Below are 26,432 nucleotides of genomic sequence, written 5' to 3'. Positions count from 1 at the left end.
ACCGAGCGATCGCTCGGTCTGAGATTTCGAGGAGCATGTCTGTGGCTGTCGATCTGACCTACTCACCCCACGTCCAGGCGCTGATCGGCAAAACGCGGACTTTCATACGGGAAGAGGTCCTCCCGATCGAAGACGAATTCCTCGGAAATTTTACCGACGCAGGTGGCGATGAGCTGCGGATTTCGCTGCAACAGGCGGCGAAGAAGGCGGGCGTGTTCGCGCCCCACGCACCCGTCGAGTACGGCGGCGCAGGCCTGAACATGAGCGACCGCGCACCCCTGTTCGAAGAGGGCGGATACTCGCTCTTCGGGCCTGCCGCGCTCAACATCGGTGCGCCCGACGAGGGAAACGTGCACATGTTGGCGCATATTGCCTCCGGCGCACAGAAGGAACAGTTCCTGGCACCGCTGGCAGCAGGCGATGTCCGATCGGCATTCGCGATGACCGAACCCGCACCGGGTGCAGGCTCGGACCCCTCGGCGTTGCGGTCCACCGGAATCAAGGTCGAGGGCGGTTGGCGCGTCGACGGGCATAAATGGTTCATCACCGGCGCCGATGGCGCAGGATTTTTCATCATCATGGCCCGCACCGCAGGCAAGCCCGGTGACCGCGGAGGAGCGACGATGTTCCTCGCGCCCGCCGACACCGAAGGTATCAAGGTCGGCCGCCACATCGGCACTCTCGACCAAGCGACGATCGGTGGCCACTGCGAGGTCTTCTTCGACAATGTCTTCGTCCCCGACGAGAACGTGCTCGGTGCCGTCGACGAAGGATTCAGCTACGCGCAGGTGCGTCTCGGACCTGCCCGCATGACACACGTCATGCGCTGGCTCGGTGCAGCCAGACGCGGACACGACGTCGCTGTCGCGCAAGTTGCGCAGCGTGAAGGGTTCGGCTCTGTCCTCGGCGATCTGGGCATGATTCAGAAGATGGTCGCCGACAACGAAATCGACATTGCCGCGACGCGAGCGCTGCTGGTCCAGGCCTGCTTTGCGCTCGATCAGGGCTCGACGGCAAGTAACGAGACGTCGATCGCGAAGACATTTGCAGCCGAAGCCGTCTTCCGGATCGTCGACCGCAGTATCCAAATGTGCGGGGGCCTCGGGGTTTCCGACGACCTTCCCCTCGCGCGACTCTCGCGTGAAATCCGCCCTTTCAGGGTGTACGACGGCCCGTCCGAGGTCCATCGCTGGGCCATCGCAAAGCGAGTTGTCGGCGCCGCAAAACGAGCAGCTCGAGAGGCGAACGCATGAGCGAACTACCAGGCATGGATACGCCCGCGCTGAGAAAGTTTCTGTCCGAAAGCGGCGTCGAAGTCTCCGGTGAGCTCAGGGTCGAGCTGATCAGTGGCGGCCGCTCCAACCTGACCTTCAAAGCCTTTGACGACACCTCGGCGTGGGTGGTTCGACGACCACCCACCAGCGGGTTGACGCCGTCGGCGCACGATATGGCCCGCGAGTGGGCTGTCACGAACGCGCTGCAGATCACTGAGGTTCCAGTTGCGAAGACCGTCGCCTTCGATGCCGAAGGCGTAGTTCTCGGCGCGCCTACGACCATCGTCGAGTTCGATCCAGGCCGGGTCATTCGGACGCGCGCCGATCTCGACGATCTGTCCGACGCCGACATTGCCGCCAACACCACGGAATTGATCCGGGTGCTCGCACTGCTTCATTCGGTGGACTTCGAGGCTGTAGGGCTCGGTTCGTTCGGAAAGCCGGACGGTTTCGTCGGCAGGCAGGTCAGGACATGGGCACGGCAGTGGGAGTCGGTAAAGACCCGCGATCTCGCTGATGTCGATCGGTTGCGAGACAAGCTGCACGCGGCGATTCCGTCCAGGTCGGCGTCGAGCATCGTGCATGGCGACTACCGGGTCGACAACGTCATTCTCACCGAAGGCGACACCAGCTCCATTGCTGCCGTTGTGGACTGGGAGATGTCCACGCTGGGTGATCCGCTCACCGACGTCGCGTTGATGTGCGTCTATCGTCAGCCGATTTTCGACGACGTACTCGGCGTCAGCGCGGCATGGACCAGTGATCGCTACCCGTCCGCGGACGAACTTGCGCAACTGTATTCGCAAGCGAGCGGAGTCGAGCTGACCGACTGGAACTTCTATGTCGCGCTGGCGAATTTCAAGCTCGGGGTCATCGGCGAGGGCATCACCCATCGCGCGCTGGCGGGCTCCGATACCGGTTCGGGGGCGGCGGCTGCAGCGGAAGCGACACACGAGTTCATGGCAGCAGGCTTGCGAGCGATCGAAGGGAAGAACTGATGGCCGGAAAATCTGCTCTCGTCACCGGCGGATCGAGGGGGATCGGTCTCGGAATAGCCACCCGATTGGCCGAATTGGGATACTCACTCACCATCACCGCACGAACCAAGGAGGCACTCGACGCCGTCGAACCGACGTTGCGCGCCGCAGGTGCACCACACGTCGTGACAGTCTCCGCCGACCTCGCCGATCGGGAGTCCGCCGACAAGATCGTCGCTGTACACCGTGAGCACTTCGAGTCCATGGATGCCCTGATCCTCAATGCCGGTGTGGGAACTGCTGGTTCGATTGCCGACTACCCGATGCGTCGATTCGACAAGACACTCGACGTCAATCTGCGTGCCCCGTTCGCACTACTGCAGAGTTCGATGCCGTTGCTGCGTGCCGCGGCCGAGAAAAACCCGGACCGGGGCGCAAAAGTCATTGCACTCGCATCCCTTGCCGGCGTCTACTCCGAAGCCGGACTGGGCATCTACGGTGCCACGAAGGCGGCGATGCTCTCCCTGATCGACACTCTCAACTCGGAGGAAAGCGGTAACGGCGTCACCGGCACCTCGATTGCACCCGGGTACGTGGACACGGACATGAGCGACTGGACCAAGGACAAGATTCCGGCCGACACAATGATCCAGGTCGCCGACATCGTCGAACTGGCGACGAGCATTCTGAACCTGTCCTCGCGTGCCGTGGTTCCGCGCATCGTCGTCACGCGGGCCGGAGCAGGTCTCGGCGCCTGACGGCTTCAGGCGTCCCCAATTCGTCTGCTTGCACCCCCAATCTCTCTGCTTCAATGGTTCATTCATACGAAACAATCGTATGAATGAACCATTGAAGCGCTCAGGGGGTGCGCGGAAGCGGCCCCGAACCCACTCAGCGGACTCGACCAACACTCGCCAAGACGTTCACCAACGCGTCGACTGCAGCAGGAAACGTGTGCTCCGTCGGAGCGGAGTAGCCGACGAGAATGCCGTCCACTTTCTTGCCGGCTGCGTCGGGGTGCCGGAACCGTGATAGTCCGTCGACGGCGACACCGACATCGCCGGCCGCGCGGAGCACCGCCGATTCCGTGCCTGGTGGGAGCGTCACCACTACTTGCAAACCCGCGGCAATCCCCATCGTTGCAACATGTGGAACTCGTTCTCCGAGAGCGTGGATCAGGTGAGCGCGGCGGCGCCGATATCGCGTTCGCATCGCGCGTACATGGCGGTCGTACCCGCCGGTCGCGATCAGATCGGCGAGCGTGAGTTGGTCGACCACGCCCACGGTCGATTCGCGAACGCCCTTGGCCTCCAGGATCGGATCCAGGAGTCGTTCCGGAACTGCCATCCAGCCCAACCGAAGTGCGGGAGAGAGGCTCTTCGACACCGAGCCCACGTACATCACTCGGTCCGGGTCGAGGCTTTGCATTGCACCGACCGGAGTTCGGTCGAACCGGAACTCGCCGTCGTAATCGTCCTCCACCACGAGCCCTCCGGTCGTGCGCGCCCAGTCCACGGCGGCGGTGCGCCGTCGTGGATGTAGCGATGAGCTGGTGGGGAATTGGTGACTCGGAGTCAAAATCACCACCTGCGCGTCCGTGGTCGCGAGTTCGTCGGTGATGCAACCGTCTCGGTCGACAGGAAGCGCGATCGTTGGGCCGGTCTTCTCGTAGATGGCTCGGTGAAACGGTAGTCCGTAGGATTCGACTGCGAACGGTGGAGCCGCGACCACGTCGGCAAGGATCTCTGCGGCGTGAGAAAAGCCGGCACACACCACAATTCTGCGTGGATCGGTGACCAGCCCGCGTGTGCGCGACAAATAGTCGGACAGTGCTCGACGCAACTCGATCCGGCCGCGCGGATCACCCGGCCCGAATGCGTGCGTCGGCGCAGCAGTTACTGCGCGACGAGCGGAGGCAAGCCATCGTGACCTGGGGAACGTCGTGGGATCCGGTCTGCCGGAACGGAATTCGAACTGTGGCCGAATCTCGGCTCGGACGACAGCTCTGGCCTCTTCTTGCGGTGATCCAGGGCGATGTGCGACGCGGGTGCCGGAGCCTTGCCGTGCCTCCAGCCACCCCTCCGATACGAGTTCGGCGTAGGTCTCGGCTACCGTGTTTCGCGCAATTGCGAGGTCCTCGGCCAGCGCACGGTACGACGGAAGCTTGAATCCCGATTCGAGACGTCCCGAAGTGACTGCCTCGCGCAGCGCTTCGGACAGTGCTGCCTTGCGGGAGCCATTCGGAGCGAGATTCAAATGAAGGTCGACGGCAGATGAATGTCGATTGACCAGATTTTCGACCACAGAATTGAACCATACATGCGGTCACCTGGCCTCTTAGTGTTCCTGGCATGACAACACGAATCGACTTCGCATCTTCCGACCCTGCAGTCCGCAAGGCATTGGTCGCACTCGATGCCGCCACCAGAGCTGGAATCGATCCATCCCTGGCCGAGCTGATCAGGATCCGAGCATCGCAGCTGAACGGGTGCGCGTACTGCCTGCACATGCACACTTCCGACGCACGCAAAGCTGGGGAAAGCGAGGAGAGGCTGGCACTGGTGGCGGTGTGGCGAGATGCGAGAAACTTCTTCGACGAGAAGGAGCAGGCCGTCTTGGCACTCACCGAATCGGTCACGTTGATCTCGCAAGGTGGTGTCCCCGACGACGTGTACGACCGCGTCGCCGAGCATTTCGACGACCACGGTATTGCCCAGTTGATCGCACAAATCTTCACCATAAACGCGTGGAATCGCATCGGCGTCACAACGCATCTGGTCCCCGGCGTCGACAACCGAACTGCCTAGTCTTCGAGCACGGATCAGGTCCCGCAGAACGTCCGGAAGCTCTCCGTGAACAGTTGCGGTGCAGGTTGCGCATAGTCCGACCAGCCTTCGCGCAGGTCGAACGGATGGGTCACGACGTCGAGTAGCTTCTCGAACGGCTCTAGGTCGCCGCCTGTTGCAGCGCGTAGGGCGGCGTCGACGAGATGGTTCCGTGGGACGTACAGCGGATTGATGCGGTCCATCGCGTCGGCTGTGTGGGTTTCGTCGGTCAGGGCGGACCGCCAACGGTCGAGCCACGGTCGGCTGTGTTCGCGCGGGATCAGAGCGTCGAGGGGCTCGGGGTTGCCGCGCAGTTCGTCTGCGAGAGCGCGGAAAGTGCCGGTCCAGTCGGCGCCATGGGTTTCCATGAGCGCGAGTAGGTCGTCGACCGATACTCCGTCGAGTCGCTCCTCGGTCAGTCCGAGCTTGGCCGCCATGCCCGTCGCGAAGTGGCGTTCGTACCGAGAGAAGAAGGTATCGAGCATGTCCGTCACAACCGGGATCGCTTGTTCGGGAGTGGGTCCGATGAGCGCGAGTAGCGTTTCGCCAAATCTCGCCAAGTTCCACTGCAGCACGGCGGGTTGGTTTCCGAAGGCGTAGCGACCATCATGGTCGATCGAACTGAACACCGCCGACCGATCGTAGGCATCGAGGAACGCGCAGGGGCCGTAGTCGATGGTCTGGCCGGAGATCGTGGTGTTGTCGGTGTTCATGACACCGTGCACGAATCCGGTGAGCATCCATCGGGCGACCAGAGACGCTTGTGCTTCGACAACGACCTCGAAGAAGGCCGAGTAGTCCCCGGTCAGATCCGGATAGTGGCGTGCAATGGTGTAGTCGGCGAGCAAATGCACCTGGCCTTCCTGCCGTACTGCGAACTCGAACGTTCCGACCCGAATGTGGCTGGCGGCGACTCGGGCGAGCACCGCGCCGGGCTCGGGGCCCTCGCGCATCACGTCGCGGCCGGTGGCAGTGACCGATAACGCTCGAGTGGTGGGGACGCCGAGGGAATTCATCGCCTCGCTGATCAAGTATTCGCGCAGCATCGGCCCCGTTGCGGCCAGGCCGTCGCCGCCGCGTGAGAAAGGTGTACGGCCAGATCCTTTGAGATGCAGATCGACTCGGCCCTGGTCGGTGTTCAGTTCACCGAGGAGCAGTGCGCGCCCGTCGCCGAGCAGGGGAACGTATCCACCGAATTGATGCCCGGCGTAGGCCATCGCTACCGGGGTCGAACCTTCGGGAGCTGCCGATCCGGACAGGATGGCCACCCCGTCCTCACTGCGCAGCGCATCGACGTCGAGCTTCAACGACGCGGCCAACTCTTCGTTGAGTACGAGCAGCTTCGGCTCCGGTGCCGACGCGCCTTCCCAGGGGACCGCAAATCCCTCCAACCGGTCTGCGAAAGTGCTGGCGAGGCCTGGAATTGCGTGGAGCTTCGGGTAAACGGCCATAGCCGAGGGTAGCCGGGCGTCGACTACTTTTCAGGCGGGGTAGCTCACAGCCTGGCCGACGACACGGACGCACACCCGGTCCCCAAGGATGAGGGTGGTGGCACCGAAGCGCCGGACCGTCACCCGTTCGGTGTCCGTTCCAGTTGCGGTATCCAGGCGGATGCCGATCAGCATCTCCGATCCGAGGTATTCGACGTCGATCACTCTTCCGGATACGCCGGTTCCGTCCGGAGTGAGTTCGATCTGCTCCGGACGCACCATGATGCGCGCGTCGCCACGTACGTCGTTCGATGCCACCTCGATGTCGCCGAGGGCGCAGCGGGCTGTGCCGTCGGCGACAGATGCTGCCAACACGACGGCGTCGCCGATGAATCGCGCGGTGGGGACGTCGATGGGCGTGGAATATATTTCGCTGGGGGTACCGATCTGAGCGAGGCGGCCGGCACTCATCACTGCCACGCGGTCAGCGAACGAAAGCGCCTCGGGCTGATCGTGAGTGACGAGAATCGTGGTGATCCCGGCTTTCTCCAGGATGCCCGCGACGATCCGCCGCGTATGCGCCCGCAATCCGGCGTCGAGAGCGGAGAACGGTTCGTCGAGCAGCATCAGTTCCGGTTCGCGGGCCAGTGCCCGAGCCAGCGCCACGCGTTGCTGCTGCCCGCCCGAGAGTTGGTCGGGCCGACGGGTAGCGAAAGATGCGTCCAGAGAGACCATTTCGAGCAGTTCGGTGATTCTGGCTGCGGTCCGCGCTCGCCGGGGCAACCCGAATCCGACGTTGGCACCGACTGTGGCATGCGGGAACAGTGCCCCGTCCTGGGCGACGTAGCCTATCGACCGTCGGTGCGCGGGTGTCCACTTTCCCCCTGCGACGACCCGTCCGGCGAGTTCGATGGTTCCGGCGTCCGGTCTTTCGAATCCGGCAATCAGACGGAGCAGAGTGGTTTTTCCACAACCGGATGGACCGACGATCGCGGTGGTGGATCCGCTCTCGACGGTGAACCCGATCTGGTCCAATACGGTCGTGGGTCCGAACCTTTTGTCGAGGCCGTGCACTTCGAGTGTGTAGGTCATAGTCCGGCTACCTTCTTCGACTGAGTGAAGAGTATGTAGGTCATGGGCAGCGACAGCACGATCATCATGAATGCGTACGGCGCAGCCCCGGCGTAGTCGATCTCGCTGCTCAGCGACCAGAACTGCGTGGCCATGGTGCGAGTACCGGTCGGGGCCAACAGCAGAGTCGCGGTCAATTCGTTGACGATTCCGAGGAACACCAACGCCCCACCGGCCGCCGTCGCTGGGGCAGCGAGAGGCAACGTCACTCGGATGAAGGCAACCAGTGGCGAGATACCGAGCGACTGCGCCGACTCCTCCAGGCCGATAGGCGCCTGCGCAAGTCCGGCCCTCAGGTTCACCAGTGCGCGGGGCAGAAAGAGCAGCGCGTACGCCGCGATCACGACGACGACCGTTTGATAGAGCGGCTGCAGGTAGCGGATGGACACGGTGATGAATGCCAGTGCTACCACGATTCCTGGCAGCGAGCTCGAGATGTATGTGCAGGCCTCGAGGATGCGACTGAGTCGTCCGCGGCGGCGGATCGAAATCCAGGCGATGGGGAAGGCGAGAACACAGGTCACAACCGCGCCGACTATACCGAAACCGACGGTCTGGAACACCGCGGAGCCGAGGAAATCGAGCTCCCAGACCGCGGCTCCACCGATGACGAGCCAGCGCAGGACGCTGACCACCGGGACACCGACGGACAGGATGATGAGCGCGGCGAGGAACCCCAGCGCGACAGTAGAGTTCTTCCACCCGAGTTCGGCAGGGACCGCCCGACGTGCGGCACCAGCGCCGATGCGGGCGTACCGCGCGTTGCCGCGGACGACCGATTCGATCACCAACAGCGTGAGACAGAGCAGCACCAAGACGCTGGCGAGCATCGTTGCTGCCGACCCGTTGAACGTCGACTGGTACTGATCGAAGATCGCGGTGGTGAACGTGTCGAATCGGATGAAGACGAACGCGCCGTACTCGGAGAGCAGGTGCAGGGAGACCAACAGTGCCCCGCCGGCGATGGCCAGCCGCAACTGTGGCACCACGACCTGGAAGAACACTGCCCACGGTCCGGCGCCGAGAGCGCGGGCCGATTCCTCTACGGCCGGGTCGAGTCGACGTAGCGTCGCGGACACGGGTATGTAGACCAGCGGAAAATACGACAGCGACGCGATGAGAACGCCGCCATGCAATCCACCGAGGGAGGGAACCGTACTAACCCACGAATAACTGTTCACGAACGCCGGTACGGCAAGTGGCGCAGCCAACAGCACTGCCCAGACCTTGGCGCCGAACACTCGGGTGCGTTCGACGAGCCAGGCGGCCAGGACGCCGGCAACGATACAGATCGGAACGGTGATGACGACGAGCAAGACTGTGTTGGTGAGTAGTTCCCCAACCCTGGGTCGGAACAACAACGACGACGCGGTATCCCAACCTGTGTCGATACTTTCGACGACCACGTACCCGAGCGGGATGATCGACGCGGCCGCCACGATAAGGGCGAAGACGGCCAAGGGTACCGAGATGCGACGTCGGGGTCTCTCGCGACGCAACATGTTCGACTCCCTCGGCCGCCTCCGGCCGATCAGTTCGAGATTCAGAGCAGGCCGGCTTCGGTCATCAGTTCGGAAACCTGCGGGCTGTTGAGTTTCGCAGGGTCGACCTGCGGCGCCTGCAGATCAGTCAGCGGAACGAGCTCCGGGTTTGCCGCGACGTCGCTGCCCACCGTGTACTCGAACGACGTTCCGGTCTGCAGGACGTCCTGACCTGTTCGACTGGTGACGAACTTCAGGAATTGTTGTGCCGCATCCTGCTTCGAGCTGGACTCCAGAACGCCCCCACCGGAGACGCTGACAAATGCGCCTGGGTCCTCGTTCTTGAAGTAGTGCATTGCGACGTTGTTGCTGTTTTCGCCGGTCTTGGCCTGATCCCCGAACCAGTAGTAGTGGTAGATGACACCGCCCGGGATTTCACCGGCATTGACGGCCTTCATCACTGTGCTGTTGCCCTTGTAGGTGCGGACGTTGTCCTTCATCCCAGTCAGCCATTGCCGAGTGGCGTCTTCACCCTTCAACTCCAGCAGGGCGCTGACGATAGCCTGGAAATCGGCGCCCGACGGTGAGGCGGCCCAACGGTCTTTCCATGCGGGATCCTGCAGATCGAGCAGAGACTTCGGCAGCTGATCTTGCTCCAGCATGTCCTTGTTGTATGCGAAGACGGTGGAACGGGCTGCGATGCCGGTCCACTTGTTGCTCGACGGACGGTATTGGCTCGGCACCTGATCGAGGACATCCTGGTCGACGTCGGCGAACAGCCCGGCGTTCTCGACCAGCGTCATAGCGGGTGAATTCTCGGTGAGAAACACATCTGCGGGTGACCGATCGCCCTCGGCAACGAGCTGGTTGCCGAGTTCTGAATCGCTGCCGTTGCGCAGTTCCACCTCGATGCCCGACTCCGCCGTGAAGGCGTCGGCCCATTCCTGTGTCAGCGACTCGTGCTGTGCGTTGTACACGGTGATCTTCTTGGCCGCGCCTGAGTCCGCTTCGTTGTCCGATCCGGAATTCGAGCACCCCGACATGGTCAATACAGCGGCAGCGGCGAGCGCAACCGCAGACGTCAGTCCGTTTCGTCTTTTCATCGAATGTCCTTTGTCGGCACAGCGGGACTCTCCAGCCGTCTATAGGAAAATGATGCCATACACAGGTTTGGCAAACCTAACGACCGAAGGTAAATATCGCCGGATTCGTGATGTGGAGCATGTCAACCGAGCGGAGTGACGCGGACCGGGCCATGCCGCCTGGTCAGGGTCGGAAGATCACTCACTGAGCGCAATATAGGCACTGACGACCTGATCGAAACCGTGCATTCTGCTCACTCGGAAAACGAACTATTGCGCTAACTGGTGATTGCGAGTTGTGTCGTAGGTAACAGTGCAGTCGGATCGGAGGCGAGGACATGACCGTGAACAGCAGTGCCGACACGCTAATCCAGATCGTCACACCGGAGGGCAAGCGGACGCCCCAGTCGGAGTACAGCGACGCGATCTCGGACGTCACGATCGACACCGTGCGGGAGCTGTACGAGGATCTCGTCGTGGTTCGCCGCATCGACGCCGAGGCAACAGCGTTGCAGCGTCAGGGTGAGCTCGGACTGTGGGCGCCGCTGCTCGGTCAGGAAGCCGCGCAGGTGGGATCGGCTCGCGCTCTGCACTCCGAGGACTTCGTGTTCGCCAGCTACCGTGAACACGGCGTCGCATATTGCCGGGGTGTCGACCCGACGGAGATGCTCCGATTCTGGCGTGGTTCGACACAGTCGGGCTGGAATCCCTACGACTACAACATGACAACGCCGGCCATCATCGTCGGATCACAGGGGCTTCATGCCACTGGCTACGGGCTGGGGATGAAGTTCGACGGCGCGGAAGGCGCTGTCATCACCTACTTCGGCGACGGCGCCACCAGTCAGGGCGACATCTCCGAGGCGCTTGGATTCGCTGCCAGTTTCAGTGCACCGGTGGTGTTCTTCTGTCAGAACAACCAGTGGGCGATCTCGGCGCCGGTATCGGTCCAAACCCACATCACCATTGCCGAACGAGGTCGTGGATTCGGGGTCCCGGCCCTGCGTGTGGACGGCAACGACGTCCTGGCAGTGCTGGCGGCCACCCGTATCGCGTTGGCCAGGGCACGCGAAGGAAGCGGTCCGACGCTGATCGAGGCTCTCACGTATCGCATGGGTCCGCACACCACATCCGATGACCCGACGCGGTATCGCTCCGTCGCAGTCGACGACGAGTGGAAGCGTAAGGATCCGATCGAACGGATCCGGTTGCTGCTCGCGCGCGCAGGCGGCCTGGACGAGGGATTCGTAACTCGAGTCCGGGACCGCGCTGACGTGACGGCGGATCAGCTGCGAGCAGGATGTCTCGGCACGATCGAACCGACGCCGATGTCTCTGTTCGACCACGTCTATGCCGAACCGCATTCCCTTATAAGCGAAGAGCGGGAACACTATTCCGCCTACCTTGCCGGATTCGAAGGAGCACGGTCATGACCGCAACACTCGCCGCGCCCAGGACGCTCCCGATCGCGCCGAAGACGCTTCCGCTCGGAAAGGCGCTGAACGCCGGATTGCGCCGAGCTATGGACGAAGATCCGAAGGTGATCCTCCTCGGTGAGGACATCGGCAAACTGGGTGGTGTCTTCAGGATCACCGAGGGACTGCAGAAGGACTTCGGGCCGAACCGTGTGGTCGACACGCCGCTCGCCGAGTCCGGAATCATAGGAATGGCAGTAGGTTTGGCCATTCGCGGATACCGCCCGGTCTGCGAGATCCAGTTCGATGGATTCATCTATCCAGCTTTCGACCAGATCGTCTCGCAGGTGGCAAAGCTGCACTATCGAACCAGCGGCAACGTCAAGATGCCCATCACGATCCGCGTCCCCTACGGAGGTGGTATCGGCGCCGTCGAGCATCATTCGGAGTCCCCTGAGGGCTACTTCGCGCAGACCGCAGGACTTCGTGTCGTCAGCTGCAGCAACGCCGCCGACGCGAATACAATGATTCGGCAGGCCATCGCCTCGGACGATCCGGTGCTCTTCTTCGAACCCAAACGTCGCTATTGGCAGAAGGGCGAGGTCGACGTCACGGCATCACTCGACGATGCCTATCCGCTGCACAAGGCTCGCGTCGTGCGCGCAGGCACCGACGCGACGATCGTCGCCTACGGACCCCTCGTGACCACGGCACTTCAGGCAGCGGATATTGCTGCAGAGGAGGGTCATTCGCTCGAGATCATCGACTTGCGTTCCCTTTCTCCGCTCGACATGGACACGATCGCCGCCTCGGTGCGCAGAACCGGCCGAGTTGTCGTGACGCACGAGGCCGCTACCTTCCTCGGCATCGGTGCGGAAGTTGCTGCGCGCGTTCAGGAGCAGTGTTTCTTCAGCCTCGAGGCTCCGGTACTGCGAGTCTGTGGATTCAGCACTCCATATCCGCCGGCGAAGCTCGAGGAGCACTTCCTGCCGAATGCCGACCGAATCCTCGACGCCGTGGACCGCGCACTCGCTTTCGGACAGAACTGACATGGCGCCCGTCAAGAGCTTCCTGCTTCCAGATCTCGGGGAGGGCCTCACCGAAGCCGATCTGATCACCTGGTTGGTGAAGGTCGGTGACACTATCGAACTCAATCAGGTCATCGCCGAGGTGGAAACCGCCAAGGCGTGTGTCGAACTGCCTTCCCCCTACGCGGGCATCGTCACCGCTCTCCGTGCGGAGGAGGGAACCACCGTCGAGGTCGGCACCGCGTTGATCGATATCTCCGACGTAGCGGAGGTTGATCCGGCACCGGAAGAACCGGCCCAACATGAAGAGCATGTTCCTGTCCTCGTCGGGTACGGAGTTGCCGGTGTTGCGCCCAGCAGACGAGCGAACCGCCGACAACCCGCTGCTACCGTGGACGATCCGACCGCGGCCAAGCCGTTGGCGTCACCGCCTGTTCGTCACGTCGCGCAGCAGGAAGGTGTCGATCTGGCGGAAGTGCCCGCCACCGGAGTTCATGGCGACGTCACTCGCGCAGATATTGCTGCGTACCTCGACCGAACCCCCGAGAAGACACCCGCAAAGGTCGGTGATGGGAGAGACGAGACCCGCACTCCGATCGCGGGCGTCCGAAAGCACACGGCCGCAGCGATGGTCGCCAGTGCCTTCACCGCTCCCCACGTCACCGAGTTCATCACTGTCGATGTCACGCCGACTGTAGAATTGCTCGACACTCTGCGGACCACAGATCATTTTCGCGAAGTGCGCCTCACGCCCTTGGCAATGGTCGCCAAAGCGTTGTTGGTTGCGCTGCGGAGCAATCCGAGCTTGAACTCCGAGTGGGACGAGGACCGGCAGGAAGTTGTCACCAAGCGCTACGTCAATCTGGGTATCGCCGCTGCCACGCCTCGGGGCCTGATGGTGCCCAACATCAAGAACGCGCACCTGCTCGCCCTGAAAGACCTTGCATATGCATTGGCCGCGTTGACCGGGACGGCAAAGGAAGGCAAGATCGGGCCCGGCGATCTCGCCGATGGAACGATCACGATCACCAATGTCGGTGTCTTCGGGGTGGATTCGGGGACCCCTATTCTCAATCCGGGTGAGGCAGCGATCTTATGCTTCGGGGCGATCCGGCGTCGACCGTGGGAGTTCGAGGGTGAGATCGCGCTACGATCGGTGACCACGTTGAGCTTGTCGTTCGATCACCGTCTCGTCGACGGCGAACAGGGGTCGAAATTTCTTGCCGACATCGCCTCGATGCTGTCCGACCCCAGAAATCTGATCGCGTTGAGCTGAAGGAGTCACGCGAACTCCACCTCGCCAGAAAGCCGTTACCAACGTCGTTCGAGTCGTCCCGTCAGAACGTGGGCGTGGTGGAGCAGGAGCGTTCCAAGTTCGCGGCGACGCTCCGGTCGAAACCTCGTCTCGACGCCGGTGAGGCTGAGCGCCCACGCGGGCTTGCCTGACCGATCGAATACCGCGGCACCGATGCCCCAACTGCCTTCGACCAGCAGCGCCGGATTGATTGCGTACCCCGCTTCGCGGGTGTCTGCGATGCGCTCGCGGACACCGTCGGGATGGTGCTGCGGTCCCCATTCCGGTTGCAGATCGGCTCGTCCGAGATATTCTTCGATCTCGCGGTCGGGGAGGTGCGCCAGAATCACCAACCCGGCCGACGCGACGCCGAGCGGTAACCGGATGCCCTCGTACAGCACATGTGACCGCAGCGGGAAGCTGCCATCCTCGCGCAGCAGGCACACTGTCTCGTCGCCGCGGCGGGTGGACAGGAAAGCACTCTCGCCGCTTTCTCTCGCCAGTGCGTGTACGACGCTCCGAGCCTGCTCGGTGATGTCGTAGCGACCTGCGGCTGCAGAACCCAGCAGGTACATCTCCGGTCCGAGCGCCCATCGCCCGGTGGCCGCCTCTCGGTCGAGAAACCCTTCCTCGGTAAGCGAGGTCAGCAAGCGGTGTGCAGTCGGGCGAGCGAGACCGGTCGCCTTGGCAAGTTCGGTGGTCGAAGCGCCGGTGGGTTCGGCGGCGCCGACCGCGCGTAACAGCGCCGTCGCTCGCCCGACGACGTTGGGCCCGCCGCGCTGTGAAGTCATGGCTGCCAGCCTAACGTCCACTGAGTGAACGCCCATCGCTTGTCCGTTCGATCCACGAGCAATACAGGGCGGATCCATGGCTTTCACTTCTCATCAGCTGCACTTCGACGTCTACTGAGTGACACAAAGTCCAAGCGTTTACTGAGTGAACACATGAGGAGTTCCGATGCCCAGATCTGTGAGAACGTCGGGAAAGGTATTCGAGTCCGCAGCGGCGGCGGTGGATGATATCGGCAACGGTTCAAGTCTCGCGGTCGGTGGTTTCGGATTGTGCGGCATCCCCGACGCACTCATCGAAGCGATCGCCGAGACCGAGGCGAGCGACCTGGAGGTGTTCTCCAACAATTGCGGCGTCGACGATCACGGACTCGGCATCCTGCTGTCGATCGGCCGCATCCGTCGAGTCACAGCGTCGTATGTCGGGGAGAACAAGGAGTTCGCACGCCAGTACCTCGGTGGCGAACTCGAAGTCGAACTCACTCCACAGGGGACACTCGCCGAGCGCCTCAGAGCTGGGGGCACCGGTATCCCGGCGTTCTTCACCCCCGCCGGCGTCGGTAGCCCCATCGCCGACGGCGGGATGCCGTGGCGCTATCACCCCGACGGCACCGTGGCGATCGAATCCCCGCCCAAAGAGACGCGCCTGTTCGGCAACAAGCGGTACGTGATGGAAGAAGCGATCAACGCCGATTTCGCACTGGTGCATGCCGCGCTCGGGGATACCGAAGGAAATCTCGTCTTCGACAAATCCGCGATGAACTTCAACCCACTTGCGGCAATGGCAGGCCGAGTGACCATCGCGCAGGTCGAAAAGTTGGTCCAACCAGGTGAGATCGACCCTGCCGCAGTCCACCTGCCAGGTGTCTTCGTCACGCGGATCGTTCATACCGGACAGCAGAACAAGCGCATCGAAAAGCGCACGGTCAGTACAGGAGGACAGTCATGACGGCATCGGTGGCAGCGGGCTGGACCCGCAATGAAATGGCTCGACGCGCCGCGGCCGAGATGGTCGACGGCGAATACGTCAACCTCGGGATCGGCTTGCCCACACTGATTCCGGCCTATCTATCGGCGGACATCTCCGTGGTGCTGCACTCGGAGAACGGAATCCTCGGCACCGGGCCCTACCCGACGGAAGACAAGGTGGACGCCGACCTCATCAACGCGGGCAAGGAAACCGTCACCGTCAATTCCGGTGCCGCATATTTCGATTCGTCGCTGTCTTTCGGGATGATCCGCGGTGGCCACATCGATACCGCGGTGCTCGGCGGCATGCAGGTATCGCGAACAGGTGACCTGGCCAACTGGATGGTCCCGGGCAAAATGGTCAAGGGCATGGGAGGCGCGATGGACCTCGTTCACGGCGCACGCAGGGTCATCGTCGTCATGGAGCACACCGACCGCGACGGCAACCCCAAGATTCTCGACACCTGCACCCTCCCGCTGACCGGCCAACGCGTCGTCGATCGCATCATCACCAATCTCGCGGTGATCGACGTCGTCGGGGACGGGACTCTGGTCCTTGCAGAACGTGCACCGGGCGTCACTGTCCAGCAGGTGGCCGACGCTACCGGCGTTGCGTTGAGCTGAGCCAAGATTCCCAGGAGCCCTCTATCGATTCATGTCGATCGGTAGTCCACGTGCGCGGTTCTGGCCGAGAACATAACGTAGCGAGTATCTACCGCGCTTCGTGTCGTACGGCTTGTGCAAAGCGAAGAGCGACACGTGCCATGCCCGGTGAATTCGGAGTGCACGCTGCGATGGCAGGAGTCATTTTTCCGTGCAGATCGAATGTTTTGGTGCCGGAATCGATATATTTCGTGAATTCACGAGTGGGTGTCAGTGCGCGACGAGGCAGCATATCGATGCGCATATCGGTCAATTGTGCGATCTGGATCTCGCGCTCGACTATGCACAGTGCGAGATCGAGGTCCTCGTGAATTTCGGGGCGCACGCTGACCGAGTCGCGGACCTGTAGCCACGTCGAGCGCCGGGTTGCCATATTCGCGCCATGGATGTTCTGGATCTTGCGTTCGCCACCGAATACGCCACGTGAAACCTGTTTTTCGACGAACCAACCTTTCAGTGAGCGGAAAGGGGAGTCCTATGAATTGTTGAGGCCTGTCGCGGCACCGACCTGCTCGGTGTCCTCACGGTCCGAACCATTGGCTTGATTTGCCTGAGAAATGCAGTCGTCCGGTATCTGCGACCTACGAATGTGGAGTCGTCACCTAGCTCCAGTGCGATGGCCGCTCGAGCGCTTGGGGAATCCTGGTTTCGGTGTCGCCTTTGGTGGCGTTGATTTGAAACTGTGTGAGGAACAAGCTCTTTCGAAGATCCGTACCGGAGAGGTCGGTGTCGCGTAGGTCTGCACCGATCATATCGGCGATTCGCAGATCCGCCCCTCTCATATCGGCTGCGATGAGATAGGCGCCGCGGAAGTCGGCGCCGGTCAGGCCGATGCCCGTCAGTCTCTTCCCGATGAGGTCCGCCTCTCGATAGTTCTTCTTCTTGCCCTTGGCCTGCGCCCGAACCAGATCGCTGGCTGTCAGCAATACCTCGAACATCCGACCTGCAAGAGCGGTATCCTCGCGCCAGCTCCGGCCACCGAACGTGTGCTGTGAGACTTGTTGGCCGGCGCCGAAGCAGTCGTACACCGTGCACCCACGGAAACCCGAGCTACGGAGCTTCGTGTGAATTCCGCAGCAAAAGTCCTCCTGCAGATTGCGGCAGGCTCGCCTGCATCTTTGTTCACCGCGAAGTCGGAGGATCGGCTGAACGGCAGCGCGACGCAGCAGAGGCCGAAGCAGCTCGAACAGTCGGCGAGCAGGTTGGGCCGTGGGGCGAGCGGGGTCACCCGTCAACTGTCGTCCGATCCGGATGCGCCGGTCAAATTACCTCGATCGACCTGACGTAACAAGCGGGAGTTGTGACCGCACAAGTGTAAGACCTCTACCGGCTGCGTAATCGAGCAGTCAACGTGGAGGCATGCCCCCACCAGCCATCCTGACCTCATCGCGGACACGGCTGTTCGAAGACCTCGACCGCCCAGGGCAGCTGCTCGAACACCTCGGCCCCAACTGGTTCGCATCGATCATGGGCACCGGCATCGTCGCCAATGCGGCAGCGACGCTTCCGCTGCAGTTCACCGGCCTCCATACATTCGCGCTTATCGTGTGGGCGATCGCGTCGACGGCGTTGATCGCACTGGTCGCCGCTTTCGCAGCGCACTGGATCCTGCACGGCGGCAATGCCCGTCGATACGCACGCCACCCGGTTGCGTCACTGTTCTACGGGGCCCCACCGATGGCGTTTCTGACGGTCGGCGCCGGAACGCTCCTCGTCGGCAAAGACGTGCTGGGGCAGGGCGCGGCATTGTCGATCGACGTGGTCCTGTGGACTGCAGGCACGCTGATGGGCCTGGCGACAACCGTGTGGATTCCATGGCGGATGATCGCTGCGCGCGCCCACGCTGCGCCACTGCCGGCTTGGCTGATGCCCGTCGTCCCACCCATGGTTTCAGCCTCGACAGGAGTGTTTCTGTTGCAGCACATGGACGGTCGGCCGCGATTGGTTCTCCTTGTCGCCTGCTATGCGATGTTCGCCTCGAGCCTGACCGTCGGCATGTTCACCATGGCGCTGATCGGGCGGCACCTGCTTCGCGGTGGCACTCCGCCGCTTGCGGCCATGCCGACAGTGTGGATCTGCCTCGGGTTGATCGGCCAGTCCATCACCGCAGCGAACCTGCTCGGCACCGTCTCGGCAAAGGTGTTTTCCGGTGACGATGCAGCGATCGCGTCGGGTCTGCACGTCTTCGGGATCGTGTACGGAATTGTGATGGCGATATTCGGCGCGCTCGTGTTCGCGACGGCCACAGCGTTGACCGTCAAGGCTGCGTCGCAGGGACTGACGTTCTCGCTGACCTGGTGGAGCTTCACCTTCCCCGTCGGCACCTGTGTTACGGGTGCAGCAGCTCTCGGAACAGCAACGAACAGTAGTGGGCTGCATCTGCTGGCCGTCGCATTGTTCGTACTCCTCGTGACCGCCTGGGCGGTCGTCGCGACCAACACGGTTCGCGGATCGCTGTCCGGCCGCATCTTTCTCCCTGCGTAAGAGCGGGCCGGGTCGAAGTCGGGTCGGAAGATACGCAGCCGGTAGGGCGCGCGCCCACTGCGGTCATTGCAAGCGTCTGCTACTTCGCACAGTCGGCGTCGTGCTGATGGGGCTTCAACAGGTACGCCTGGCCGAACGACGGGATGCGCTGCTGCAGCCATTCCGTCGTTTGCGCGTAGGCGCGCGCGATCAGCTGGATGGCACCAAGGCTCGCGCCACCCGACAAAACGAACGCCGTGGTCACCGAAATCTTCTCTCGGACATACCCTGCCGATAGCTCATTCGTCCGGGCCGTCTTCCGTGTCGTCATTACGCACGTACCCCGAGCTGTGGAGTACGACACAGCATCGACCTGGTTGTGGACTCAGCTCCGGGTGTGCATCGTGACATGAACTGCCGTCGACAACACCTTCGATCAGCCTTAGATTCAACCCGCACACAATGTCTCGATGGTCTCGCGCGACAGCATGAAAAGGGCAGTTGCGTAATCGAATCACGCCGTCTTCAGCGATGTGCGGTAGAAATCCGCACTCCCGCAGGGCCGACATGAGGTCTCCATGGGTCTTATCGACGGCGTTACGGCCGGCGTCCCGTGCCGCGCTGTCGATTGCTGCCCGAATCGCTCCGGTGGTGTCGTCCTCGACGGCCGAGACGAGCAACCGCGCGAGCAATTCGTAGTCGCGAGGTGGCACGCCGAAGGACATTTCTGTTGTGGTCGGCGAATACATCTTCGCCGGTCGACCAGCGCCAGGCCCGCCCCGTCCGGCGGGACGCTGATAACTGACATTCAGCAGACCTGCATCTGCCAGCTTGTCCAGGTGATAGGCCGCCAGCGTCCGCCCGATTCCAGCGGCGTCCGCAGCCTGCTCACGGGACACCGGCCCTTCACGCTCGGCTATGTACTGGTACAGCCGGCGTCGAAGCGGGTCCTCGAGGTTGCTCAGCGCCGTCAGGATGGCGGAGTCGTCGGGAAAGGTGGAAGCCATTCCAAATTCTAACACCAAAAAGTCTTGACAAATACGAAAAATCGGCAGAATCTAAAACTAGTCTTTATTGGTCTTACAGAGGAGATTGCGATGACTGCTTCTACGTCTCACCCATCGACCGTTCACGCTTCGGCGCACGCACTGCAGCATGCTCGCCATGACCCCGCCTACGGTGCGTTCCTATTGCTGCGGATTGGATTCACCGCGTTGCCGATCGTCTTCGGCATCGACAAATTCACCAATGTGCTCACCAATTGGCAGGACTATTTAGCGCCATGGATCGTCGACATCGTTCCCATGAGCGCATATCACGCCATGCTGGTGGTGGGTGTTGTGGAAATCGTGGCGGGCATCGCTGTCGCGGTGAAACCGCGCTACGCGGCGTACGTCGTGGCCGCCTGGCTCACCGGAATCATCATCAACCTGCTGACTCACACCGGTTTCTACGACGTCGCTCTGCGTGACTTCGGATTGCTGCTGGCTGCGTTGGCACTGGGGAGCCTTGCTCATATCTACGACCCCGCATGGCATCGGCGGAGTGCGTCCCTATCGAGCCTGTCCTCGAAGTGACCGTTATTCCAAAAGCTGGGCACGACTGTTCGACGACGTCGAGCAGTCGTGCCCGCTACTCGATGCGTGGCTCCACAACACGATGCGCGGATCGGTTACGGGACCGATCTTCCTTCCTGCTCGAGCGTCGTAGGTGCGTTAAAGTCGAATCGGCAGCAACGCAGTAGATAGGGGCGCTCATACCTTCGTCCAGGAAGGCTCCTTCATGATTCGTTCGGATTCGGCTCCCTCTGCTTCATTGCTCGACATCGTCCACACTCTCCGTTCCGCCGGATGCGTCTACGCCGAGGACGAGGCGGAACTGCTGACAGCGGCTTTCGATGGTGTCGAGCTCGAAGACATGGTCAATCGACGCGTGTCGGGTACTCCGCTGGAGCAGTTGCTCGGGTGGGCCGAGTTCTGTGGCATACGCATTGCGGTCGGCCCCGGTGTTTTCGTACCTCGCCGACGGACCGAACTGTTGGTGGAGCAGGCCGCATCCCTACCGATCGAGACCGTGGTCGATATTTGTTGCGGTTCGGGCGCGGTTGGAGCCGCTCTCGCGTCCGAGCTTCCCGGAATCGAATTGCATTGCGCCGACGTCGATCCGGTTGCTCTGGAGTTCGCCCGAATCAATATCGCATCCCTCGGAGGGCAGGTGCATGAGGGTGACTTGTATGCGGCACTACCGGTGAACCTGCGCGGCAACGTCGATGTCGTGCTGGCGAATGCGCCCTATGTTCCGACGGATGAGATCGGCTCGATGCCGTCGGAAGCCCGCGATCACGAACCGATTGTGGCCCTCGACGGCGGCGTCGACGGTCTCGCGGTGCAGCGTCGGGTTGCAGCGGACGCACCGCGCTGGCTCGTACCCGGCGGTCATCTGCTGATCGAAACCAGCGCACTGCAGGCACCCGAGACCGCGAGCCTCGTTCGAGAGGCCGGCTTCGACACGCACGTGGTGCGGTCGGATGAGCTCGATGCAACGGTCGTGGTCGGGACGTGTGGATCTGGTCGCTAAGTGGTGTTCTAGTGCTAGAATAGACCGGTGGAATTGACGGCGACCGAACTGACCATCCTCGGTCTCATCACAGAGCGGCCGAGGCATGGCTACGACCTCGACCAGGTGATCGAACAACGTGGGATCCGGCGCTGGGCGGAGGTTGGCTTCTCGTCGATCTATTACGTGCTCACGAAACTTGAAGGTCGCGGACTCATCGAGTCCGATGGCGCTCAGGCCGGTGCCAAGTCCAGACGGGTGTTCCATGCGACCGCAGCCGGGCGGCACGCCGCGAAAGAAAGTGCCGTCACGTTCATCGCTGACCAGCGAACCGTCGTGCACCCCGTGCTCATCGGGCTCGCCAACCTGTCGTTGATCTCCGAGGAGGACTACGTCGACTCACTCCAGCGACGCCTGATCTGGATCGATGAGCGGATCAGCGCCGTCACCGCTGCCGAGCGCTCCCAAGCACCTCTCCCTCGTCCTGCTCGCGAAGTCTTCTCGTATTCGCTGAGCCTCCTCGAGGCAGAAAGGTCGTGGCTCGCGACTCGGGTCCCGGTGTCCAATGAGTGATTCGATGCCTCGGGGAAGCAGCGACGGGCCGGTCAACGCAACGATCATCGACGGAGTCCACACCGCCGGCGGATTGCATTGCGAGACGACGGCGCTCGGCGTTCTCCTGACGCACGCCGGGCTCGCGCTGTCCGAGCCGATGCTGTTCGGTTTGGGCGCGGGGTTGTCTTTCGTTTACTGGGATTCCAACAAGCAGGACCTGCCGTTCCTCGGCGGCCGGGTCAAGCCGTTCGCGCTCACCCAGACCCTGACCTCACGTCTGGGAGTGACTCTGCGTGCGGAGGAGACGACCTCGGCGCGGAAGGCGTGGGATCGACTGCGCACAACCATCGACCGCGGCACACCTGTCGGCCTGCAGCTCGACAGCTACGATCTGGAGTACTTCGGATCCAGGGTGCATTTCGCCGGTCACGTCGTTGCCATGTACGGCTACGACCAGGACACGGCCTTCTTGATCGATACGGCTCAGCAGGGCGGGGAGGTCACGACCACCCTGGAAAGTTTGGCGCGGGCACGAGCAGCGCGAGGACCGATGTCTGCACACCAACGCGCCTTCACCGTGAACGTGCCCACCGCGGCGACGATGCCCGAGCAGATTCACGAGGCGATCGTTCCTGCGATAACTGCCTGCGCAAAGGAATTCCTTGCGCCCCCGATCGCCAACCTCGGCAACCGCGGCATCCTCACTGCGGCCAAGCGGATCCCATCATGGTTCGACCGAGTGGGCGAGCCTGCTCGCGATCTCCCGGTCATCGCGATGCTGATGGAGCGGGCGGGCACGGGAGGGGCGCTGTTCCGCAACCTGTATCGGGACTTCCTGACCGAATGTGAGGAGCTCGTTGCACGCAGATCACACGCGGACATCATCGTCGAGAACGCGGCCCGGTTCGCGGAATCCGCACTGCTCTGGACCCGAGCCTCAGAGTTGATCGGCCGCGCCGGTAGTACGGGAAAGGCGGACTTCCTGAGCGAGGCGGCCGAGGTGCTCACAACGATCGAACGGATCGAACGGACAGCGATGGCATCGCTCGCTTCGCTGGAGAAGGTCGAACAAAGGGGAGCACCCGGATCAAGGTGAAGAACGTACATGCCGCAGCCGACCGTCCGTCGAGGGGACTCGCCTCGCCGAGCGAGATTGCAGACGCCGTCGTCTGGCTCGCGTCGACGATTCCGACGGGCCGCCACTAGAACTGCTGCACGGTCGACCGTCTCCACGGTGACCGCTCGAACTCGATTTTCATCGAGGTTCTACGGTCAAGACATGAGCATGGAAGTCACGGCGCGGAACCAGTTGTATCGGTCGATGAGTGCCTCCTCCCACCAGACGAAGTTCTCGGCTGAGACCGCACGCAGAATCTTGACATTCGCGCAGCCACACCGCCGCAAGCTGATCGGATTCGTCCTGCTCAGTGTCGTGCTGGCGGCGCTGGCGGTCGCAACGCCCGTCCTGGCCGGTCGAGTCGTCAACGCAATCGTCGACGGCGACGCGTTCGAGGTTGTTCTGCGCCTGGCACTGCTGATCGGGCTCATCGCCATCGTCGACGCGGCTATCGGCCTTTTCAGTCGGTGGTTGTCCTCGAACATCGGCGAGGGTCTCATACTCGACCTACGTACCGCGGTGTTCGACCACGTGCAGCGGATGCCGATTGCGTTTTTCACTCGTACCAGGACGGGCGCCCTCGTCAGTCGACTCAACAACGACGTCATCGGCGCGCAGAGGGCGTTCAGCGACACCCTGTCCGGAGTGGTCAGCAACCTGGTCACCTTGGTGCTGACCTTGGTCGTGATGATCGGGATCTCGTGGCAGATCACACTGATGGCCTTGATTCTGTTGCCGGTCTTCGTGATACCAGCACGGCGGATGGGCCGGCGGCTGGCGCGCCTGCAACGTGAGGCGGCCGATCACAACTCGGCGATGAGCACGCAGATGACCGAGCGGTTCTCCGCCCCGGGAGCGACTTTGGTGAAGTTGTTCGGCCAACCCGACATCGAATCCACCGAGTTCGCGGTGCGCGCTTCCCGTGTCCGCGACATCGGCGTCCGCAGCGCGATGGTGCAGACGGTCTTCATCACGGCGTTGACGCTCGTGTCGGCGCTTGCACTCGCCGTCGTTTATGGGCTCGGCGGTTTCTACGCGCTTCGTGGTCAGCTCGACCCCGGATCTGTCGTGGCACTGTCGCTGCTACTCACTCGGTTGTATTCGCCGTTGACCCAGCTGGCCAGCGCCCGTGTCGAGATCATGAGTGCGCTCGTCAGCTTCGAGCGAGTCTTCGAAGTTCTCGATCTGGTTCCGTTGATCCAGGACAAGCCCGATGCGGCACACGTTCCCGACGGGCCGGTCTCGGTGGAACTCGACGACGTTCGATTCGCCTACCCGTCGGCGGACAAGGTGTCCCTGGCCTCGCTCGAAGAAGTATCCACGCTCGATTCACGCGGCGGCGAGGAAGTTCTGCACGGTGTGTCGTTCCGCGCGGAGCCCGGCCAGATGGTGGCCCTCGTCGGCACCTCGGGTGCAGGTAAGTCGACGATCGCCCAGCTGATCGCACGGCTCTACGACGTCGACAGTGGCGCAGTACGCCTCGCCGGTGTAGACGTGCGCGATCTGACCGCCGAGTCGATTCGCGGTGCAGTCGGGATGGTGACCCAGGACGGGCATCTGTTCCACGAGACCATCCGAGCGAACATCGTGTTGCCGCGACCGGACGCGACGGACGAGGAAGTGTGGGATGCGCTGAACCGGGCCAGGCTGAGCGATCTCGTCGCTTCGCTTCCCGACGGGCTGAACACTGTCGTCGGCGAGCGTGGGTACCGGTTGTCCGGCGGTGAGAGGCAGCGATTGACGATCGCACGTCTACTCGTAGCGCGCCCGCGTGTAGTGATTCTGGACGAGGCCACGGCGTCGTTGGACTCGACTTCGGAGGTCGCCGTCCAGGCTGCGCTGAGTGAAGCACTGGAAGGTAAGACGTCCGTGGTAATTGCGCACCGACTCTCGACCATCCGTGCCGCCGACGTCATTCTGGTCGTCGAAGCAGGCCAGATCGTCCAGCGCGGTACCCATGATGAACTCCTCGCAGCGGGGGGACGCTACGAGGAGCTGCATCGAACCCAGTTTTCGGTGGAAGCGCAGCCTGCGGAGTGACCCGGGGGGTGGGAGCGCAGCCTGCGGAGTGACCCGGGGGGTGGGAGCGCAGCCTGCGGAGTGACCCGGGGGGTGGGGGGTGTGCGGGGCTCAGCAGTTGGTGGGTGCAGGGACTCCGTCGAAGCGGGCACTGATCCAGTCCAGTGCCTGCGGCAGTCCAAGGACTGCTGCGGTGAGGTGGTCGTTGCTTTCTACCTGTACCTCTTGGACCTGCACGCCGGCTGCGCAGTAGCGGCCGAGAGTGTTGGTGATCGACGAGACTGGAATCAGTGCGTCGGTCGGGCTGTGCCACTCGAAGTAAGGCGCTTTCGGCACTCCGGGGTACATTTCGACGCTGTTCTCGTTGACGGCGGCGACCATTTCTGGGCTGTTGATCAGGTCGGTGGTGTTGGCGACTTGGGTCGCGCTCTTGCCTGCGCCCACTCGAAGGATGTCGTTGGTGCATCCGTTCTGCATTTCCCGAGCCATTTGCTGTCCGAGCGGGTTGAGCTGCGCGGTGATCGGAATGCGGTTTGGATATTCGCGTTCGAGACCGAGGGCTGCTGCGAAAGCGAGGCCGAAGACGGGATGGGGATTGAATCCGAGGTCGCGAGCCATCCGTTCGAGGTTCATCGGAGCTCCACCTGCTGCGCTTCCGACGATGTTCAGTTCCGGTGCGTAGGCCGCCTGCAATGCCGCAGCCCACGCCGTCGCCATTCCGCCGCCCGAGTATCCCGCGAGGGCCACCGGGCTCTGCGCTACTTGGAGTGGATCGAAGTGCTGGGCGGCCCGAATGCTGTCGAGGACGATCTGTCCGCCCAACTTCGCGGCGCCGTACGCACTGTTCGGTCCGAGGTGATCGGCGATGTTGACGGTCCAGCCGCGCTGCAGAGCAGCGTTGAGTGCCGGGGCTTCGCGAATGACGAGGTTGGGGTCGTTGGACCACAGCGCCTGTGACGGAGCGCATTCCAAACCGAGTGCATTGATGATGTGTTGGTAGGAAAGCAAGGGGCCATTGGGCGCTTTGTTCCTCGGAGCGATGACGGTGGTGACCGCCGCGATCGGCGCGCCGGTCGAACTCGTCGAACGGAATCGAAGCTGCCAGACATTTACGTCCAAGAATCCGGCAGGGGGAGCCATCGGTCGACTCGAGATGATGTCGCCCGGGTTCTTCGCCTCCAGATCCGGCGTCGGACCGTAGAACGCGTCCGAGATCGGCGTCGGTTGCAACGGATCGGCAGCAGCCGGTACCACTGCCACCAGGGCGGAACACGCGACCAGGGCCGCTGCTCCCATCAATGCAATAGCGCGCATAGCGTCGTACCCTTTCGGAAAATTTTGGACTCGAACTGAGACTGGCTCATT

Annotated in this window: 27 protein-coding genes; 16 read left to right on the top strand and 11 right to left on the bottom strand. The window is 62.6% G+C overall.

Annotated features, from left to right (window positions below):
• Positions 1-41: 41 nt before the first annotated feature.
• The 3 genes from BJI47_RS19150 to BJI47_RS19140 are packed head-to-tail and all read left to right on the top strand — an operon-like array spanning position 42 to position 3,009.
• On the top strand, positions 42-1,253 hold the full coding sequence (locus tag BJI47_RS19150; protein ID WP_088945236.1) for an acyl-CoA dehydrogenase family protein: 1,212 nt from the start codon (positions 42-44) through the stop codon (positions 1,251-1,253).
• Positions 1,250-2,272, top strand: a complete 1,023-nt coding sequence (locus tag BJI47_RS19145) for a phosphotransferase family protein (protein ID WP_088945235.1) — start codon at positions 1,250-1,252, stop codon at positions 2,270-2,272. The genes BJI47_RS19150 and BJI47_RS19145 overlap by 4 nt, the downstream gene beginning before the upstream one ends.
• Positions 2,272-3,009, top strand: a complete 738-nt coding sequence (locus tag BJI47_RS19140; protein ID WP_088945234.1) for an SDR family oxidoreductase — start codon at positions 2,272-2,274, stop codon at positions 3,007-3,009. The genes BJI47_RS19145 and BJI47_RS19140 overlap by 1 nt, the downstream gene beginning before the upstream one ends.
• A 133-nt stretch (positions 3,010-3,142) precedes the next feature.
• Here BJI47_RS19140 and BJI47_RS19135 read toward each other — a convergent pair whose 3' ends face one another.
• Positions 3,143-4,555 (bottom strand): PLP-dependent aminotransferase family protein, encoded by a 1,413-nt coding sequence (locus tag BJI47_RS19135; protein ID WP_088945233.1) that lies wholly within the window; start codon positions 4,553-4,555, stop codon positions 3,143-3,145.
• Between the two features lie 47 nt (positions 4,556-4,602).
• On the opposite strand from BJI47_RS19135, the gene BJI47_RS19130 reads away from it, so the two are divergent.
• Positions 4,603-5,058 (top strand): carboxymuconolactone decarboxylase family protein, encoded by a 456-nt coding sequence (locus tag BJI47_RS19130; RefSeq protein ID WP_088945232.1) that lies wholly within the window; start codon positions 4,603-4,605, stop codon positions 5,056-5,058.
• Between the two features lie 14 nt (positions 5,059-5,072).
• Here the strand turns inward: BJI47_RS19130 and BJI47_RS19125 are convergent, their stop codons facing one another.
• Genes BJI47_RS19125 through BJI47_RS19110 form a run of 4 tightly spaced genes read right to left on the bottom strand, consistent with a single transcriptional unit; the run spans position 5,073 to position 10,221 of the window.
• Positions 5,073-6,527 carry a YdiU family protein gene (locus BJI47_RS19125; protein WP_088945231.1) on the bottom strand — a complete coding sequence of 485 codons (1,455 nt, stop codon included), beginning with the start codon at positions 6,525-6,527 and terminating at the stop codon, positions 5,073-5,075.
• A gap of 30 nt (positions 6,528-6,557) precedes the next feature.
• Positions 6,558-7,598: an ABC transporter ATP-binding protein gene (locus BJI47_RS19120; RefSeq protein WP_088945230.1), complete on the bottom strand. Its 1,041-nt coding sequence runs from the start codon at positions 7,596-7,598 to the stop codon at positions 6,558-6,560.
• Positions 7,595-9,139, bottom strand: coding sequence for an iron ABC transporter permease (locus BJI47_RS19115; protein ID WP_088945229.1), 1,545 nt, complete (start codon positions 9,137-9,139; stop codon positions 7,595-7,597). The genes BJI47_RS19120 and BJI47_RS19115 overlap by 4 nt, the downstream gene beginning before the upstream one ends.
• 41 nt (positions 9,140-9,180) lie before the next feature.
• Positions 9,181-10,221 (bottom strand): iron ABC transporter substrate-binding protein, encoded by a 1,041-nt coding sequence (locus BJI47_RS19110; protein WP_088945228.1) that lies wholly within the window; start codon positions 10,219-10,221, stop codon positions 9,181-9,183.
• 317 nt (positions 10,222-10,538) lie between these two features.
• Here BJI47_RS19110 and pdhA point away from each other — a divergent pair, with 317 nt between their 5' ends.
• The 3 genes from pdhA to BJI47_RS19095 are packed head-to-tail and all read left to right on the top strand — an operon-like array spanning position 10,539 to position 13,919.
• Complete coding sequence (gene pdhA / locus BJI47_RS19105; protein WP_088945227.1) at positions 10,539-11,633, top strand: pyruvate dehydrogenase (acetyl-transferring) E1 component subunit alpha; 1,095 nt, start codon at positions 10,539-10,541, stop codon at positions 11,631-11,633.
• Positions 11,630-12,664 carry an alpha-ketoacid dehydrogenase subunit beta gene (locus tag BJI47_RS19100; RefSeq protein ID WP_088945226.1) on the top strand — a complete coding sequence of 345 codons (1,035 nt, stop codon included), beginning with the start codon at positions 11,630-11,632 and terminating at the stop codon, positions 12,662-12,664. Before pdhA ends, BJI47_RS19100 begins: the two co-directional genes overlap by 4 nt.
• 1 nt (position 12,665) lies before the next feature.
• On the top strand, positions 12,666-13,919 hold the full coding sequence (locus BJI47_RS19095) for a dihydrolipoamide acetyltransferase family protein (RefSeq protein WP_088945225.1): 1,254 nt from the start codon (positions 12,666-12,668) through the stop codon (positions 13,917-13,919).
• A gap of 35 nt (positions 13,920-13,954) precedes the next feature.
• Here BJI47_RS19095 and BJI47_RS19090 read toward each other — a convergent pair whose 3' ends face one another.
• Positions 13,955-14,728: an IclR family transcriptional regulator gene (locus BJI47_RS19090; protein WP_088945240.1), complete on the bottom strand. Its 774-nt coding sequence runs from the start codon at positions 14,726-14,728 to the stop codon at positions 13,955-13,957.
• A 166-nt stretch (positions 14,729-14,894) separates the two neighbouring features.
• Here BJI47_RS19090 and BJI47_RS19085 point away from each other — a divergent pair, with 166 nt between their 5' ends.
• Both BJI47_RS19085 and BJI47_RS19080 read left to right on the top strand, forming a co-directional pair.
• On the top strand, positions 14,895-15,674 hold the full coding sequence (locus tag BJI47_RS19085) for a CoA transferase subunit A (protein ID WP_088945224.1): 780 nt from the start codon (positions 14,895-14,897) through the stop codon (positions 15,672-15,674).
• A complete protein-coding gene (locus BJI47_RS19080) occupies positions 15,671-16,318 on the top strand; it encodes a 3-oxoacid CoA-transferase subunit B (protein ID WP_088945223.1) in 648 nt (215 codons plus the stop codon). Before BJI47_RS19085 ends, BJI47_RS19080 begins: the two co-directional genes overlap by 4 nt.
• An 88-nt stretch (positions 16,319-16,406) precedes the next feature.
• Here BJI47_RS19080 and BJI47_RS19075 read toward each other — a convergent pair whose 3' ends face one another.
• A complete protein-coding gene (locus BJI47_RS19075; protein WP_125458766.1) occupies positions 16,407-16,730 on the bottom strand; it encodes a hypothetical protein in 324 nt (107 codons plus the stop codon).
• Between the two features lie 229 nt (positions 16,731-16,959).
• On the bottom strand, positions 16,960-17,385 hold the full coding sequence (locus tag BJI47_RS19070; protein ID WP_368655909.1) for a pentapeptide repeat-containing protein: 426 nt from the start codon (positions 17,383-17,385) through the stop codon (positions 16,960-16,962).
• Between the two features lie 36 nt (positions 17,386-17,421).
• Here BJI47_RS19070 and BJI47_RS25060 point away from each other — a divergent pair, with 36 nt between their 5' ends.
• Complete coding sequence (locus BJI47_RS25060; protein WP_368655908.1) at positions 17,422-17,640, top strand: hypothetical protein; 219 nt, start codon at positions 17,422-17,424, stop codon at positions 17,638-17,640.
• A gap of 76 nt (positions 17,641-17,716) precedes the next feature.
• Complete coding sequence (locus BJI47_RS19065) at positions 17,717-18,841, top strand: TDT family transporter (protein ID WP_088945221.1); 1,125 nt, start codon at positions 17,717-17,719, stop codon at positions 18,839-18,841.
• 79 nt (positions 18,842-18,920) lie between these two features.
• Here the strand turns inward: BJI47_RS19065 and BJI47_RS24205 are convergent, their stop codons facing one another.
• Positions 18,921-19,085 carry a hypothetical protein gene (locus tag BJI47_RS24205; protein ID WP_176224969.1) on the bottom strand — a complete coding sequence of 55 codons (165 nt, stop codon included), beginning with the start codon at positions 19,083-19,085 and terminating at the stop codon, positions 18,921-18,923.
• Positions 19,086-19,119: 34 nt separating this feature from the next.
• Positions 19,120-19,827, bottom strand: a complete 708-nt coding sequence (locus tag BJI47_RS19060; RefSeq protein WP_088945220.1) for a metalloregulator ArsR/SmtB family transcription factor — start codon at positions 19,825-19,827, stop codon at positions 19,120-19,122.
• Between the two features lie 90 nt (positions 19,828-19,917).
• Between BJI47_RS19060 and BJI47_RS19055 the strand changes: the two genes are divergently transcribed.
• The 5 genes from BJI47_RS19055 (at position 19,918) to BJI47_RS19035 (ending at position 25,088) form a co-directional block, all read left to right on the top strand.
• Positions 19,918-20,397 carry a DoxX family protein gene (locus BJI47_RS19055; protein WP_088945219.1) on the top strand — a complete coding sequence of 160 codons (480 nt, stop codon included), beginning with the start codon at positions 19,918-19,920 and terminating at the stop codon, positions 20,395-20,397.
• Between the two features lie 205 nt (positions 20,398-20,602).
• Positions 20,603-21,397 (top strand): putative protein N(5)-glutamine methyltransferase, encoded by a 795-nt coding sequence (locus BJI47_RS19050; RefSeq protein ID WP_088945218.1) that lies wholly within the window; start codon positions 20,603-20,605, stop codon positions 21,395-21,397.
• Between the two features lie 27 nt (positions 21,398-21,424).
• Positions 21,425-21,949, top strand: coding sequence for a PadR family transcriptional regulator (locus BJI47_RS19045; protein ID WP_088945217.1), 525 nt, complete (start codon positions 21,425-21,427; stop codon positions 21,947-21,949).
• 4 nt (positions 21,950-21,953) lie between these two features.
• On the top strand, positions 21,954-23,027 hold the full coding sequence (locus BJI47_RS19040; protein ID WP_088945239.1) for a BtrH N-terminal domain-containing protein: 1,074 nt from the start codon (positions 21,954-21,956) through the stop codon (positions 23,025-23,027).
• Positions 23,028-23,210: 183 nt separating this feature from the next.
• Complete coding sequence (locus tag BJI47_RS19035) at positions 23,211-25,088, top strand: ABC transporter ATP-binding protein (protein WP_088945216.1); 1,878 nt, start codon at positions 23,211-23,213, stop codon at positions 25,086-25,088.
• Between the two features lie 90 nt (positions 25,089-25,178).
• Here the strand turns inward: BJI47_RS19035 and BJI47_RS19030 are convergent, their stop codons facing one another.
• Complete coding sequence (locus BJI47_RS19030; RefSeq protein WP_088945215.1) at positions 25,179-26,381, bottom strand: lipase family protein; 1,203 nt, start codon at positions 26,379-26,381, stop codon at positions 25,179-25,181.
• Positions 26,382-26,432 lie beyond the last annotated feature (51 nt).

Source organism: Rhodococcus sp. 1168, assembly GCF_002091955.1.
GTDB lineage: Bacteria > Actinomycetota > Actinomycetes > Mycobacteriales > Mycobacteriaceae > Rhodococcoides.
Note: the sequence above shows the minus strand (reverse complement) of the source record. Positions and strands in the feature narration are given on the sequence as shown.